This is a genomic window from Lacrimispora sp. (genome assembly GCF_036758025.1).
Classification (GTDB): domain Bacteria; phylum Bacillota; class Clostridia; order Lachnospirales; family Lachnospiraceae; genus Lacrimispora.
The window spans coordinates 1-14183 of record NZ_DAIOXM010000022.1; the positions used below are offsets into that span (position 1 = coordinate 1).

A 14183-nucleotide genomic window follows, 5' to 3' on the forward strand; every position below is an offset into this window, starting at 1 on the left:
ACAAGGTGGGGAATTTTCTCCGCCAAAAGTGGGTACTTTTATTATGCCATTCACATCCTGGTGCGATGCCAACACAGGGAGCATTCAGTACAGTCTGGTAAACCCGGAAAATATACCGGATAACTGCATTACAGAAATACCGCTTAATGAAATGAATGATCTGCTTAACATGCTGATTACTTTACAGGATGCAAAAGGCTCCCTGGGAGTGGCAAATGTGGACTTTAAGTTCAGCAATGTTCTGGACATGATATCTCCGAAAAAGATTATGGAAGACATCCGTCAGGTGCGGAAAGAGGTTCAATACACCTACGGACAGTACATGGAGCTGGATGAAGAAGATCCCAAACGCCTTGATCTGGGCGATAAGCTGAATTACCAGTTCGAGCAGGCCAGCCATAATTATAACAATGTGCTTGCCATGCTCCCCCTTGCCATTGAGGATATAAAAACCCGATTGCTTTTGGGAGACGGAGAAGCAGCCCAGAGCGGCCAGGAATTTAAAGCAGGACTTTTAAGCATGGGAGATGACGGGGAATTAAAGATTCTGGAGATGAAGCAGGAGGAGGGAACTCAGCTGGCTATCGTCGATGACCAGATCAACACCAGTCTGATCCAGACTTTCCGGGATGATTACGATGCCCTCAATGAGAACCAGTCCGATTATGTGAGAGAACTGGTAGTCAGGACCTTCTGTCCTCTGGGTTCCACAGTAGAAAGCTCTGTAGACCGGGAAGCGGAGGTAAACAACTACAATACCTACCTGGAATTTTATAAAAAGAGCAAGGATGATTTTGTAAAGGCAGTTAAACCGCTTATTGAAAAAATTTTAGGGGTGAAGGCATTCTTTGACCAGTACCAGGTAAAGGAAAAAGGAATGCAGCCTAAGCTTCTGATTACCAACACTCCTTTGGAAATGATGGTAAAGTCAAGCAACCTGCCAAGACTTCTGACTTATTTAAATACCACCAATGATAAAAATGAATTTGAAAATACCATTTGGTTTGGAATCATTCCTGATGTGGAACTGAACCAGTCCGGAGACGGAAAGCTGCAGAGAATGAGGTTTGCCGGAAACCAGAAGGTGAAAAAACCCGGAACCAATTCCATGGAAAGCCTTGCAACCCTGATGAATGCCATCAACCCATATAAGATAACCACATTTTTCAGCTTTTCCACCGGAGAAGAGAGCACATTTAATTATGTGGCAACAGAAGGAATCGGCATGTTTAAGGACAAGTGTACTCCTCTGATGAAGAAGGAGTACAGCGAGTTCGTAGTTCCCTGCATTCCCAACATCACCATCATACCGAAAGATAAGTCCGGGCTGATTCTGGACAAGCGTATGGTCATTGATGACAACGGAAACGTGGCTCTTTCCCAGGAGAAAGAGGATGTGATGAAGATGTGGATTGAAGGCGTATATGTGGGAGCTGCTTACGGAGCTGCCGGAATTTCTGCCTCATGGCAGTGCCCGGAATACTTAAAGCAGAGATTCCCCAACACCAGTATGGAGTATCCGGGTGTGCGTTATGACATAGAGACAGGTGATAATGCCCTTCTGGTCACCACCAGCATGACAAAGGAAATATCAGGATTTACCAATGCCATTAAAAATTCCATTAACAATACCGGTTTTGGATTTGTTTTCACCTCAGACAATGCCCAGCACAAGGGAAGGGAAATTAAAAATGTTATGGTCTATAAGGCCAGGAACTTACTGAGTGACGGAACGGAATTTGAACCGATTTACAAGACCCTTCTGGTCACCTATATTGAGAGAATGCTCCGGTTCTACAGCGGAGACTTTAAGAAAGATAAGATACTGCAGTTCTTCAGCAACAATCCCAACAGCCAGAAGAGCAAATGGGATGCAAGCCGCCAGTATGTCAACTCCCTGCTTCAGGATGGAGATGAACTGGATTACAGCATTGATGATAAGAACGGTATCTGCAATATTCAGCTGACCTTCAGCAATACCACAAGAAACTTAAAGGTGGAGCTGACCAGAAAGGGCCAGACCGCATAGATATGCCCAATAAGGCATTGAAAAACCACTGTATCCGAAAGCCGGCGGTACAGGCTTATGGATTATAAAAAATTATTTATTAAGAATGGAGGACGTAATATGGGACTCAGAATGAAAATCACAGGCAGCGAATCCGTAGAGCTGCGTGAGACAAGTATCACCAATGTAGTGTTTGGAGCGGACATTCCCCATGATTCCAATGCCAGGTCCACAGACCTTGGCTCAACGGTACTGGTGGAAGGAAAGATCCTGGCTGCAGTAAACGGAGAGGCTGCTGACGATACCAGCAAGCTGGCCAGATGGTCTCTGGTTCCGGCGGAAAACTCAGACTGCTACCGGAATGTGCAGATCGATGTGGTAAGTGCCTCCCAGGTAGTGCGCCAGATCACAGTTCCCAATGCATTTGTGGTTGACTACACAGAAGACTTCACAGATGAAACAGGAACCGGCGTATTCAAGCTTCTTGTGAAACAGAAAAAAGACAAGATGGCTTCCCTGAAATTCGAAGGCGGATTCAGCGGAGAATAATCAGGAGGAATAAGAGAAAGGAAGGGACAAATTATGGGATTTACATTAAAAGTGGAAGGACCGTCTACCATTGATTTAGGAACCATCAGCATTACAGGAGTAAAATTCAGAACAGATATTCCCCATGATTCCAATGCACGTTCCACTGACCTGGGGAGTACAGTAGAGATTTCAGGAAAGATATTAACAGCAGTTGACGGAGATCCTTTTGACTCTACAAGACAGCTGGGCCTTTGGTCTTTAGTACCGGCAGAAAAGTCAGACTGCTACCGGAAGGTGACCATTGAAGTCATTGCAGCTTCTCAGGTAGTGAGGAAATATACATATCCCAATGCATTTGTAGTGGATTACAAAGAAGACTACGGTGATACAGAAGGTGTTGGAACATTCAGGCTTATTGTCAAGCAGAAAAAAGACAAGATGGCGCAGATCGCTGTGGAAGGCGGATACAGCGTGTAAACATGCGGAGGCTGCCGAAACGGTGGCCTCCTTTTGATAAGGGAAGAAAACACATGCTTGATTATTATAAGATCCTTGGAGTAAGTCCTCAGGCACCAGATAAAGACATTAAGGCAGCCTACCGGAAGCTGGCTAAGAAATACCACCCGGATGTGATCAAAGACGATCCGGCAGGAAATAAAAAAATGTATGAGATCCAGGAAGCCTACGGGGTTCTGGGAGATGAAGATAAGAGAAAGAAATATGACGCCGCCTTAAAGGGGACGGGAAATAAAGAAAAGCCAAAGTCCCGGGAAGGGGAACGGGAGGCGGCTCCTGATATGAGCCAGTTTGAACGGTTCTTTGGTTTTCAGCCGGGGAAAGGGATGGAGACCTACCGGGATAAAAGACAGACGGCAGGCAGGGCGGAAGGACCTATTAAGCCGGAGGAAATGTTTGCTGCATTCTTTGGGACCGGAAAAGGAAAGTGACAGGAGCAGATAATAAAATGAAAAATAACAGAGAAAAGAAGATCAGGCTGGATATCACTATTTTAATCATTTCCTGTATTTTTGCAGCATCGGCCTATGTGCTTCAGGTTCCCCCAAGCCTCTTTTATATGGCGGTGATTCTGTCACTGGTTCTGTGTGCAGCAGCGGCTGCTGATCTGTACAGATTAAATGGGCAGAAGGATTATGAAAGGGAAACGGCGGCCGGAGGCAGAGGCAGCCAGTATGGAGCCTGTGAGCTGATTTTGCTTAATGAAGAGGAAAAGCCGGTAAAATCCTGGGATTTAACTGGAGAAGTATCGGTAATTATCGGGCGGAAAAGTAAAGATGAGGATGTGGATGTAGATCTTGGAGAATGTGAATACAGTGCCATGATTGATGTTCAGCATGCCACTCTGAATTTTTGCCTCAATTCATGGTATTTGGAAGACCTGGATTCCCACAATGGAGTGAAGGTGAGAAAAATAGAAGACGGAGTCTGCTACCGTCTGGTTCAGAGCCGTCCGTGCAGGATCAGTCCGGGAGATGTGATCTATATTGCCAATACCAAACTTTTGTTTACATAGTATTAGCAGTACCGGAAGAATAAGAAAGAAGAGATAGGAGACAAAAGCCATGAGTTTGACAAGGTGCCCGTCAGGACATGTTTATAATTCCATTCGTTATGGAAATACATGCCCTTACTGTAAGATGAAAAGCCAGGAGAATGAGGAAAGCGGTAAACCCATTGGATTTGAACCGCCTGTTGAGCTTTTACAGGAGGAAGTGAAACCGGTATGCGGCTGGCTGGTCTGCATTGCCGGAGCCAGAGTGGGAATGGATTACAAAATCCACAGCGGGAAAAATTTTGTGGGCCGGGGTGATGATATGGACATTCAGATCATCGGTGACAATGAGATCAACCGCCGCAATCACGCCATTGTGGTATACGATCCCAAAAAACGCAGTACAGTGCTTTTGCCGGGAGATTCCGAAGGTCTGGTTTATCTGAATGAAGAAGCTGTCTATATTCCTACTGATATCAAGCCTTACGATACCATAGAACTGGGAAAGAGCCGGTTTTTGTTTATTCCTCTTTGCGGAGATAACTTTGAATGGAATGATAAAACATGATGATGTCTGATATGAGAGCAGCATGGATTTTGGGAATATTGTTTATCGCTCTGATCTTCCTTGTTTTGAAACGGATGCAGTACGGTTCTTCTCTTCCCGGGGAAAGTGCCGGAGGCAGATCAGGGGAATGGGCCGTCAGCCAGACAACCGGTAATCAGGAAATCCAGGCTGATTTTGTGGATGTATATAAAAACCACGCAGGTATTATGGGCGTTCTGGCAGATGGAATCGGAAAAGAGAATACGGGAAAACTCTGTGCCCAGATGGCTGCTGATGCCCTTTTAGACGGTTTTGAGCCATACCATACCGTAAGCAATCCCCCGTATCTGTTTCGTACTGCCTTTCTGGAAGCCAACAGCCGCATTCAGAAGACCATAGGAAACCGGCGGGGAGGTGCCTGTCTGGGAGCTGTTTACACCGACGGTGCCATGCTTCATTACGGATTGGCAGGAAATATCCGGATTGCCTTGTTCCGGCGGGATGAATTAATTCCATTAAGCAAAGGTCAGACCATGGATGTGCTGGCAGTCAATGCCTATGAAGAGGGGCGTTTGACGAAAAAAGAGACCATTTGGAGTCTGGAGGAAACCAGAATATGGAATTACCTGGGAAAAGACGGTTTTCGGGAAATAGAGCTGTGTGAGCAGCCGGTCCGGTTAAAGGCAGGAGATGTGATCTTTCTGGCCAGCTGCGGCATTTTCGAAGAGCTGTCCTGGGCAGAAATTGAGGATGTTCTTACAAGAGAAATGACATTACAGGAAAAAGCAGACTGCCTGGTAATGGCGGCTGACCAAAAGCCGGGCCAGGATAAAGATAATGGAAGCGTGCTGCTTTTGAAAGCGGAGGTTTTAAATGAGAAGGATCAATTCTGAGTTCCAGACACGTTATATGTCGGAAGAAGGGCAGAAGTTATCTAACCGTGATTATTTCGGATATGTGGAAATGGATGATTTCGCCTGTTATGTGTTGGCGGACAGTCTGGATGGGGATCTGGAGGCAAACAGCGCCAGATTTGCTGTGGAAAGCCTGATTCGAAGCTTTACGGAACATCCCTCCATGGGGAAAAGAAATCTCCTCCGTTTCATGCAGACGGCTCATAAAGAGCTTTTAAAAGAACACAAGGGGATGCGTTTAAAGGCCTCCGTCAACATGATTGTGACGGACTATAAAAAGATCCGGTACTGCTATGTGGGAAACAGCCGGTTTTATTTGATCCGCAACAACCGGTATCTGGTTCAGACCGCAGATCAGTCTTTGACTCAGAACATGGTGAGAGAAGAAAAGATTCCCCTTGATCAGGCAGCCGTCCACGAAGAGCGGAACAATCTGTACTCTTATCTGGGAGAACGGGGACAGCCGGATATTCAGATATCCCCTAAAATCAAGGTGGAAGACGGCGATATTTTAGCCCAGCTCACCCGGGGGCTTTGGGAGCGGTGCAGTGATGAAGAGCTGATGAACGCTGTCAAGGATGCAAAGGAGCCTGGGGATATTCTGGACAGAGTGGAAGATGTCATTCTGGGCCAGCAGGAGGAGAAAACCTGGGGGAGCATTGATAACTACTCTCTGGCAGTGACCTTTATTCAAAAGGTTTATCAGAATCCAAAGAAACGGCTTTCATTAAAACAGATTCTGATGATTGCCATACCTGTTCTTCTGGTGGCGGGCGGTATCAGCCTGGGATTTTATTTAAGGCACCGCAGTGTGAAGAACAAGGAGCAGAATCTTTCCCAGCATATGGACAGCGGAGAGACCTATCTTCGGTATGACAATTACAAAAAGGCGGCTGAAGATTATACAGAGGCCAAAAAACTGGCTAACAGCCTGAAGAAAAAGAAGGAACTTTCAGAGGCGGACCAGTATTTGAAGCTGTCAGATCAGATATTACTGGCAGATGAAGCAATGACGGCAGGAGAATATAAGAAAGCGCAGGAGCTTTATTTAGGAGCCAGGGAACTGTCGGTGCAGGCAGGAAATGTGGGGAAAAAGTACATTGACCAGCAGCTGGAACAGACCAGGGCATATATAGATGTGTATGATTTAATCAGGCTGGGAGAAGAAAAAGAAGCCTACGGCGACATGGAGGGAGCAATTGCTTCTTACCGTCAGGCCAGAGATAAGGCGGCGGCTCTTTATTATGCAGCAGGAAAAGATGAAGCCTTAAGCAAACAGGCATCTGCCGAACAGAAGGCAGAAACAGCTGATCAAAAGGAGAAGGCAGCCGAGGCGGCGGCAAAGAAAGAGGCCCAGGAGGCTCAGGAGAAAGAAGCGGCGGCGATAAAGGAGTCTGAGGAGGCCCAGCTGGAGCTTGAAAACCAGCAGAAACTGAATGATCAGAAAAATGCCATTGATTTGGAAAACAAGGGAAATGAACTGCTGGCAGACGGGCAGTATGAAAGCGCCATTACTTATTACAGGACGGCCCAGTCCATTTACACCAGGCTGGAGCTTTACGAACTGGCAGATGGGTTAAACGACAAGATTCGAGCGGCTAATGCCGGCATTACCGCAGCCAGACAAAAGAAAACGGAGGAAGAAGCCGCTTTAAACCAACGCCAGGCAGAACCAGGAGATCACTTATGAGCCAATATACTTATACCTTAAACCCGGGAGCAAAAGATCCGGCAGAGAAAAATACATACAGAAGAAGTCAGCTGGAGAAGATGACTACATTTCAGCTGCGTGAAATATGCAGAAAAGAACGGCTGGTATCATCAGATATTTCTCCCCTTGATAAAGAGGGCTTTATCCGTCTGATTATGCGTTTCAGAGGGCAGAAGGATTACCGCCACATTACAGAATTCTGTGAAGGGGGACTGGAAAGGCTCCAGATCCTGCTGGATTCCACTCCCATGGATGTAAAGACCGGAGAGGAAATACAGATACCGGCAAGTCTGGTTTTGTACATGGATATGGCTGTAGATGAGGTGGATGGTTACCAGGCCCAGGGAATAGGAACCTCTCTCTACGAGGGCAACTTACTTCTGGTGGATGAGAATTATCAGATTCACACCTGCCTTTACTTAAAGGAGAATCAGGGAGACTATTGGATCTGCAAAGGAAAAGATGTTCCCATTGCAGAGCCCCAGAAGCATCAGTATTCCATCCTTTATTTTCCCGCAGAGAGGATTTCTGAACTGCTTTATGACCGGTATTACGGACAAGACAGGGGACTGCCGGGCAGCCTGTTCTGTATTCAGATTCCTCTTCTGGATCTGGAGCTTCGTCAGGCGGAGAAGAGCCAGCTCCCTCTGGTAATTGACTTTGGAAGCTGTAATACCACCATGGGAATCTGCCTGCCTGACGGAAGTATAAACGTGGCCAGGTGCGGAAACGGCCATGTGATTCCAAGCATGATAGGGGTATCGGGAATTCATGGGGAAACAGTGGAATATGTGTTTGGATATGATGCCATGGCTCTTAGCAGCAGCAATTATCTGGATCAGGATGTGCCGGTATTTTACGATATCAAACGGTGGATCAGCGATCCGGAGCGGAAGGAAAGCGTCATCCTGGAAAATGGAGCCAAGGTCTTAGTATGCAGAAAAGATATGCTGAAGGCTTTCTTTTTATATTTAATTGACATGGCGAGAAAGCAGTTTAAATGCTCCTTCCAGAATATTCAGATTCTGGCGCCTATCCGTCAAAAGGAGCGATTCAGGGAGCTGTTTCAGGAACTGCTGCCTGAGGCAGAGGTGGACTGTACCCTGGATGAAGGAGTGGCCGTATTATTTTCCAGTATCGATCATTTGATCTCCAGTGGAAATTATGAGCAGGATCACTGGTATCATGCCCTGATCATTGACTGCGGAGGCGGAACAACGGATTTGACCTCCGGAAGGTTCCGTATTCACAGCAGCCGGATTTCCTACAATGTGGATTTAGAAACCAGTTATGAAAATGGGGATACCAACTTTGGCGGCAACAACCTGACCTACCGGATTATGCAGCTTTTGAAAATATGCATCAGCAGGCAGATTCAGTTCCCTGGGCAGACAGAGGCAGAGCTGTCCGGCCCGGGCGTGCTGGTGGAGGATGTGGGCAGCAAAAATCCTTATGAACGGCTGGAGGAGCAGTACCGGCTTGCAGAAAAGGTTTTTCCTACCAGATTTAAAGAGTATGCGGACCGTGGAAGAGAAATTTATTTTTATGTGAAAAATAACTATTATTACTTATTTCAGCTTGCAGAGCAGATTAAGAAATCATTTTTCCAGTCGGGTTTTCAGTATGAGCTTTGTATCAGCACGGAAAAAATGGCTGAAGAGGAAAGAAAGCAGCATTTGTTTTTAGATAAATGGAAACTGTCGGTAATGGAAGGCGGGCATTTAAAACGGCTGGAGAAAAACATATCTTTCCCCCTTTATCTGCACCAGATAGAGGAAATTCTAAGGCCTGATATATACCAGGTCATGGAGCGGTTTTTAAAGCATAAGTTTCAGACCGGAGAGCTTTCCAATTATGAGATGATCAAGCTGACGGGACAATCCTGTAAGTCCAGGCTGTTTGAAGAGGCCTTAAAAGAATACGTGCCTGGAGTGCTGATTCAGAGAAGCAGCAGCGAAGCCAGGGAAACAGAGCTTAAGATGTGCTGCCTGGAAGGGGCTCTTTCCTACTTCTTTAACCGTAAACTGGGGTATATGAATGTGAGCCAGAGTTATCAGGTGGGAGCATTGCCTTATGAAATCATGTCTTATACCCATGAAGGAAAAGCGAAGACCCTGGTACGCAGTCTGGACAGAGAGGGACATATCGGTTATATTTCCCGGTTTATGATTGGAAAGCAGCTGGATATTCATTTGCTTGATGTGTCGGGAAAAGAATTAAAAACCTCTTATTTTACCTGTGATATGAAGGACTTTGAACGGACCACTCAGCAGGAAATCAATACCCAGTACGCAGGAACGGTAATTCAGGAGGAGACGGATATCATTCAGGAAGGAGAAATGAAGTTTTTCGTTTGGGTATCCAGAAAGCACTGGGGATTTGTGGTACTTCCTGTTATGAGAGAAAAAGAACTGCTTTACAAAGGGAAAGAAACCTTCTTTGCCTTTGAAGATGATACCTGGGAAGAAAACTTTTTTAATGGGAGGAAGTAGGCAGGATGGCTGGCAGTGAAGAGATGAAAGACATGATACGGGAAGAAATCCGTTCCATCACCAGCCTGCAAGAGCGGGTTGCTTTTAAGGATTTGATGGAGGGGGTGTTCTTATCCCTTTATGAAGCCAATGAAAAGATGTACCAGGAACTGGAGCAGCGGGTTATGGATGATCTGGCTTATGACATAAATCTGTATCTGATCCGGACCGGACTGGTGGAAAAAGCCTATCTGGACCAGTCAGACCGGCTGATGAGCGCCATGTGTCCGGAGGATTTACAGGAGCATTCTTATAAAATATCGGAAATAAAAGAGGCAATCAAGACAAATGGGGAATTTCGGATTGCCACAGTACTTTTGCAGTGTGATGCAATGGAAATTCAAAGGATATTTGACCGGCAGGAGACGTTTTCTGGCATTTTAAAGGCAGAGGAGGAGTATCCGGTATCTGTAAGTCTGAAAAAATGTACCCGGTATTTAGATAAAATAGAGCATTTGTATCATTTGTTCATGAAAAACGGTATTCCCTGGAAAACAGTAAATGCTCCGTATTTATTTAAAATGGCAGATGTTTGTATTACCGGACTGCCTCAGGAAGCGGTGTCAGGGGCTACGGTCACTGATTTGAGGACGGATTTCGGAGAATATAATGAGCTGGTGCATTATGACATGATTCCAATCTGGAATGTAGGCCATTTAAAGCTGGACAGCATTGGCTTTCCCATACCCTGCGGAGATCATAAAAATTATGAACATATCATGTCCATTAAAAATTATGGAACAGAACACGTTTATCTGGTGGATGAGCAGGCCGGTATCCGCCACGTCCGGCAGAGCGGGGAAAAGCTGCTGGTAACGGGAGAGGTTTCCAGTGTGAAGAAATGGGATGTCTTCGTCATAAGAGGAGGAAACGGCAGTAAGCTGGACCGGCATACCTATCCGATTATGGAAAACTTGAGAAAAGACAGTTTTTCAGAACGGTTCCGCCAGCGGACAAATCAGGGAGTAAAGACCAAGGCAGAGCTGGAGCGCTTTATACGGGGATTTGGGCTGGATCACATGATTGAATACCAGGACTGCCATTTGAAGGAGATTGGAGAGAGCCGGATTGAGACTTACTCCATGAACTTTTTCATGAAAGATGAAATTCGGGATGGCAGTAAAGGCAAGGCGCTGGTTCTGCTCTTTAAGGCAAAAGGAAGTGAAAGCTGGATTCTCCGGGATCTTGCCAGTTTTATTGCCTCGGAAGTGCAGGAGCTTTACCCGGAATATTGGTGCGGAGGAAAGCTGGTATGAATTATCTGTGGGAAACTCTGCTTCAGGCAAAGAATCAGGGATTAAAGGGCAGTGAAATCCGCTATGAACTGGCTGAACGTTACAGCGCATATATGGAAGTGTCCGGGTCCTGTTTAAATCAGGAGTATTTGGAGCCGGGGGCTGCTGTTGAAATAAATCCCTATTACCGTTTTTTTGATATTTTTAAAGATTTATTTCCACCGGACCCCGGAGAGTTTCCAAAGCTGCGGGAAAACCTGACAAATCTGATTTTGCATCAGCTGGCGGAAAATGATCTGCGGTCCGGTATGACCAAAGAAGAATACTATAAAAAGATGCTGTATCAGGATATTCAGAACGGATCATTTGGTGGAACGGTAAAAGAAAATTTCAAGCTGTTTTGCCGGGAGGAGAGGGAAATCATCTTAAGCGGCCTTTTGCGTCAGTATGAGACAGGCAGTTCTTTGGATATTTTTCTGGATATGATGCAGTCATTGATAAAAAACAATATTGTCTATCAGAATAATTATAATTCACTTGAACTTCTGGTTTTTATCGGCCAGAAAAAGGGAGAAACGCTGGAATTAAAGATGGATTTTCTGATCCGGATGTTTGTGGATATTCCCTATCATGTGGAGCTGTTTTATGAGCATCATTTTGGCATCATTGGAATGGAAGAGGCCATGGTAATTGGCGAGACTATTTTATGTTAAGAGGTGAACCTTATGTTTCAGTATGTATATCCCCAGTTTCAGTTTAAATCACTGCTTCGGGGGGAGATGTTAGAACAGTTGAGAGATTACCCTAAATATTATCTCCAGCTTTCTTTTTCAGGGTTTGCTGAAGGGGTTGTCAGCGGCTGCGAACTGTCCTGGGATAACGGGAAACTGACTGTTGGGCCTGGGATGGTATACCGCGGGGGACATCTGTATTTTATGAAGGAGCCATATTCCCTGGAGTGTGAGCCGGACAACCGGAGAAGGTATTTGAAGCTCCAGTTTCTGACAGAGATGAAGGAGCTGAGACAGGTAAGCGGAAATACCCGGATTGTTCTGGCTCACGAAGCGCCGGACCCGGCCTGTGAAATGGAACTGTGCCGCTTCTGCCTTCAGGAAGGGGCCAGACTTCGGGATAAGCATGAAAACTTTGAAGACTTTTCTACGGAATTTGATACCATTAATCTCATTTATGCACCGTATGCCGGTGGGGGAATGAGTACGCTGAACCCTGTGATATTAAAGCAGTTTGCAAGGGAGACTTTTCAAAATAGAACGAAGGATCCTTATGATGTGAGTTTTTCCATGAATGTTCTTGCCAATAAAGGGGTTATAGAGGCGGAGTGTATAATGGAGTATTTGAAGGTGAAGCTGGACGGGGAAGTGCGGGATCAGAGCACCTATGGAATGTACCGGGGGCTTTTGAAGGTGTTGAGGGAACAGGAACAGGGTGGTGGTAGGCAGGATAAGGAGTTTCAGGGGAGAAGGAGTGTTATGCTGCTTTAGATGAGAAAAAATACAGATTTAAAATACATTTAGTAAAACAGAAGATGGAGGATTAACAATGGAGGAAGGGCAGCAGATATTGAAAGACTGGGGAATGGAATTATTTGTAGGAAATAATTACAGATACTATAAAAACAAATGGGATGGCCGCCCTGAAAATCAAAATTTTTCCAGTTGGAATTGGACCGTGTTTCTTTTTCCGGTTTACTGGCTGGTATACAGGAAGATGTATTTAGAAGCCCTGTTAAGTGGAATAATTTCTGTTTGTTTAATGATTATTCCAGGGGCAGGAGTGCTGTTTCATATATTTCTGGGAATATATGCAGAATCTCATTACCGTAAAAAGGGTATAAAGGTCATTGCAGAAACTTCTAACATGACAGAGAGTGACGCAAAGCAGTATATAAGCAAGCGCGGCGGAACAAGTACATCAGGCGTTATTATTGCCGTTTTCATTGTAGTTCTTCTGGCTGCTGCTGTTATAGGCGGAGCAGTATTCCTTTTGACAGCAGAGAGAGAAACTTATTCACAGGAGGGGCAGTCTAAAACTTTCACGGCAGAAAATTTATCCTTTAGTTTTCCCGATGACTGGGTAATGTATGAGGAAGAACATCCTTTTGATTTGCAGTGTATCCCGGCTTCAGGAGATTCAACAACAGGAGTTTTTGCTTATGAAATAGCGGATTTTGGGATAGGTGTAAGCCCTGAAGATATTTTGGAAAAACACATTAACGATGCCCGGATAGTGAGGGATAATTTCGAATTTATTGAAGATATGAAAGATGAAGAAATTGGAGATAAGAGAATAAAAACGGTTATGTATTTTGGCGAATTGTCCGGTATGGAAAATTACTATATTTTTTCTTTAGTAGAATTAAAAGAGTATGAAAGGTTTGCAGTTGTGTTACAGGTTTGCCTTCCTGACAATCTTGAGGAATATAAACCGATACTGGAAGAAATAGTGAGTTCTTGTGCGCCGTTGTAATAATTAGCTGTTCTGCAATATTTGAAGATGATGTTGGACGGAGAGTATGGGCAGGACAGCCATAAACAAGGAGGGGACCGATCGTATGTATTCAGATGAAAAAATAGCAATGCTTGAGCGGTATAGAAGACAGACTTTGCGTGCAGAGGAAGCGGAACGTGAAGAGGCGGCTTTGGATGCCCGGGAAGAGCTTTTGACCCTGGAAGAAGCAATTGCAGGGATTGAAAAGGGAGTATTGAGGCTTCATGCAGGTGAAACCTTGGAGTTTGAGAATAGAGTTTACTTTGAAGAAAACATCCCGGTGCCTATTCTTAAAAACTTTTATCAGGCATCAGAAGAAGGAGAGGAATCGGCAGTATTTGTCAACCATGACCATGAGCTAAGCCAGACTGTTTTATGGCTGAGAGAAAATATCCGTACAATTACCATGGACCAGTGGGCCAATCTGCTGGTAAATGGAATGGCAAGAAATAATTTATTTGCCAGAGTTTTAAAAAAGAAGCAGTTGGAAAATATGGAATACCTCTGTTATGAAGTTCCCAGCGGAAAAGGCTGGATTTATAATGTGATGTTTCGCATGAAAGGAAAAGATAAACGCTTTACAGGTACTTTTAACTGTATGAAGAAAGAAAAGGACACTTATGGCATTGTTCTGGAAGCCATGGTCTGGCACATGGATCAGTGGTTTGGAACACGGTAAAGGGGGAGG

The 14183-nt window shown here is 45.1% G+C and carries 14 protein-coding genes; all 14 read left to right on the plus strand.

Annotated elements, in window-relative coordinates:
• On the plus strand, positions 1–2029 hold a 2029-nt coding region (locus tag V7M78_RS16630), incomplete at its 5' end, for a transcriptional regulator (protein ID WP_333651486.1).
• A gap of 99 nt (positions 2030–2128) precedes the next feature.
• On the plus strand, positions 2129–2557 hold the full coding sequence (locus V7M78_RS16635) for a membrane-associated protease 1 (protein ID WP_333651487.1): 429 nt from the start codon (positions 2129–2131) through the stop codon (positions 2555–2557).
• A 33-nt stretch (positions 2558–2590) separates the two neighbouring features.
• Positions 2591–3016 (plus strand): membrane-associated protease 1, encoded by a 426-nt coding sequence (locus V7M78_RS16640; protein ID WP_333651488.1) that lies wholly within the window; start codon positions 2591–2593, stop codon positions 3014–3016.
• A 53-nt stretch (positions 3017–3069) separates the two neighbouring features.
• Positions 3070–3486 carry a J domain-containing protein gene (locus V7M78_RS16645; protein WP_333651489.1) on the plus strand — a complete coding sequence of 139 codons (417 nt, stop codon included), beginning with the start codon at positions 3070–3072 and terminating at the stop codon, positions 3484–3486.
• A 17-nt stretch (positions 3487–3503) separates the two neighbouring features.
• On the plus strand, positions 3504–4070 hold the full coding sequence (locus tag V7M78_RS16650; protein ID WP_333651490.1) for an FHA domain-containing protein: 567 nt from the start codon (positions 3504–3506) through the stop codon (positions 4068–4070).
• Between the two features lie 49 nt (positions 4071–4119).
• Positions 4120–4617 carry an FHA domain-containing protein gene (locus tag V7M78_RS16655; protein WP_333651491.1) on the plus strand — a complete coding sequence of 166 codons (498 nt, stop codon included), beginning with the start codon at positions 4120–4122 and terminating at the stop codon, positions 4615–4617.
• Between the two features lie 11 nt (positions 4618–4628).
• Positions 4629–5489 (plus strand): PP2C family protein-serine/threonine phosphatase, encoded by an 861-nt coding sequence (locus V7M78_RS16660; RefSeq protein WP_333651492.1) that lies wholly within the window; start codon positions 4629–4631, stop codon positions 5487–5489.
• A complete protein-coding gene (locus V7M78_RS16665) occupies positions 5470–7200 on the plus strand; it encodes a PP2C family protein-serine/threonine phosphatase (RefSeq protein WP_333651493.1) in 1731 nt (576 codons plus the stop codon). Before V7M78_RS16660 ends, V7M78_RS16665 begins: the two co-directional genes overlap by 20 nt.
• Entirely contained in the window at positions 7197–9713 is a 2517-nt protein-coding gene (locus V7M78_RS16670) for a hypothetical protein (protein WP_333651494.1), read from the plus strand. The genes V7M78_RS16665 and V7M78_RS16670 overlap by 4 nt, the downstream gene beginning before the upstream one ends.
• A gap of 5 nt (positions 9714–9718) precedes the next feature.
• A complete protein-coding gene (locus V7M78_RS16675; protein WP_333651495.1) occupies positions 9719–11008 on the plus strand; it encodes a hypothetical protein in 1290 nt (429 codons plus the stop codon).
• Entirely contained in the window at positions 11005–11700 is a 696-nt protein-coding gene (locus tag V7M78_RS16680; RefSeq protein ID WP_333651496.1) for a hypothetical protein, read from the plus strand. The genes V7M78_RS16675 and V7M78_RS16680 overlap by 4 nt, the downstream gene beginning before the upstream one ends.
• A 12-nt stretch (positions 11701–11712) precedes the next feature.
• On the plus strand, positions 11713–12489 hold the full coding sequence (locus tag V7M78_RS16685) for a hypothetical protein (protein WP_333651497.1): 777 nt from the start codon (positions 11713–11715) through the stop codon (positions 12487–12489).
• A 58-nt stretch (positions 12490–12547) separates the two neighbouring features.
• Complete coding sequence (locus V7M78_RS16690; RefSeq protein WP_333651498.1) at positions 12548–13474, plus strand: hypothetical protein; 927 nt, start codon at positions 12548–12550, stop codon at positions 13472–13474.
• Positions 13475–13559: 85 nt separating this feature from the next.
• On the plus strand, positions 13560–14174 hold the full coding sequence (locus tag V7M78_RS16695) for a hypothetical protein (RefSeq protein ID WP_333651499.1): 615 nt from the start codon (positions 13560–13562) through the stop codon (positions 14172–14174).
• The last annotated feature ends 9 nt before the right edge of the window (positions 14175–14183 follow it).

What these genes read in the sequence shown, in the direction of transcription:
- V7M78_RS16685 (WP_333651497.1), top strand. Translation starts at nt 11,713, where the DNA reads ATGTTTCAGTATGTATATCCCCAGTTTCAGTTTAAATCACTGCTTCGG.
- V7M78_RS16660 (WP_333651492.1), top strand. Translation starts at nt 4,629, where the DNA reads ATGAGAGCAGCATGGATTTTGGGAATATTGTTTATCGCTCTGATCTTC.
- V7M78_RS16650 (WP_333651490.1), top strand. Translation starts at nt 3,504, where the DNA reads ATGAAAAATAACAGAGAAAAGAAGATCAGGCTGGATATCACTATTTTA.
- V7M78_RS16655 (WP_333651491.1), top strand. Translation starts at nt 4,120, where the DNA reads ATGAGTTTGACAAGGTGCCCGTCAGGACATGTTTATAATTCCATTCGT.
- V7M78_RS16640 (WP_333651488.1), top strand. Translation starts at nt 2,591, where the DNA reads ATGGGATTTACATTAAAAGTGGAAGGACCGTCTACCATTGATTTAGGA.
- V7M78_RS16670 (WP_333651494.1), top strand. Translation starts at nt 7,197, where the DNA reads ATGAGCCAATATACTTATACCTTAAACCCGGGAGCAAAAGATCCGGCA.
- V7M78_RS16680 (WP_333651496.1), top strand. Translation starts at nt 11,005, where the DNA reads ATGAATTATCTGTGGGAAACTCTGCTTCAGGCAAAGAATCAGGGATTA.
- V7M78_RS16665 (WP_333651493.1), top strand. Translation starts at nt 5,470, where the DNA reads ATGAGAAGGATCAATTCTGAGTTCCAGACACGTTATATGTCGGAAGAA.
- V7M78_RS16690 (WP_333651498.1), top strand. Translation starts at nt 12,548, where the DNA reads ATGGAGGAAGGGCAGCAGATATTGAAAGACTGGGGAATGGAATTATTT.
- V7M78_RS16645 (WP_333651489.1), top strand. Translation starts at nt 3,070, where the DNA reads ATGCTTGATTATTATAAGATCCTTGGAGTAAGTCCTCAGGCACCAGAT.
- V7M78_RS16695 (WP_333651499.1), top strand. Translation starts at nt 13,560, where the DNA reads ATGTATTCAGATGAAAAAATAGCAATGCTTGAGCGGTATAGAAGACAG.
- V7M78_RS16635 (WP_333651487.1), top strand. Translation starts at nt 2,129, where the DNA reads ATGGGACTCAGAATGAAAATCACAGGCAGCGAATCCGTAGAGCTGCGT.
- V7M78_RS16675 (WP_333651495.1), top strand. Translation starts at nt 9,719, where the DNA reads ATGGCTGGCAGTGAAGAGATGAAAGACATGATACGGGAAGAAATCCGT.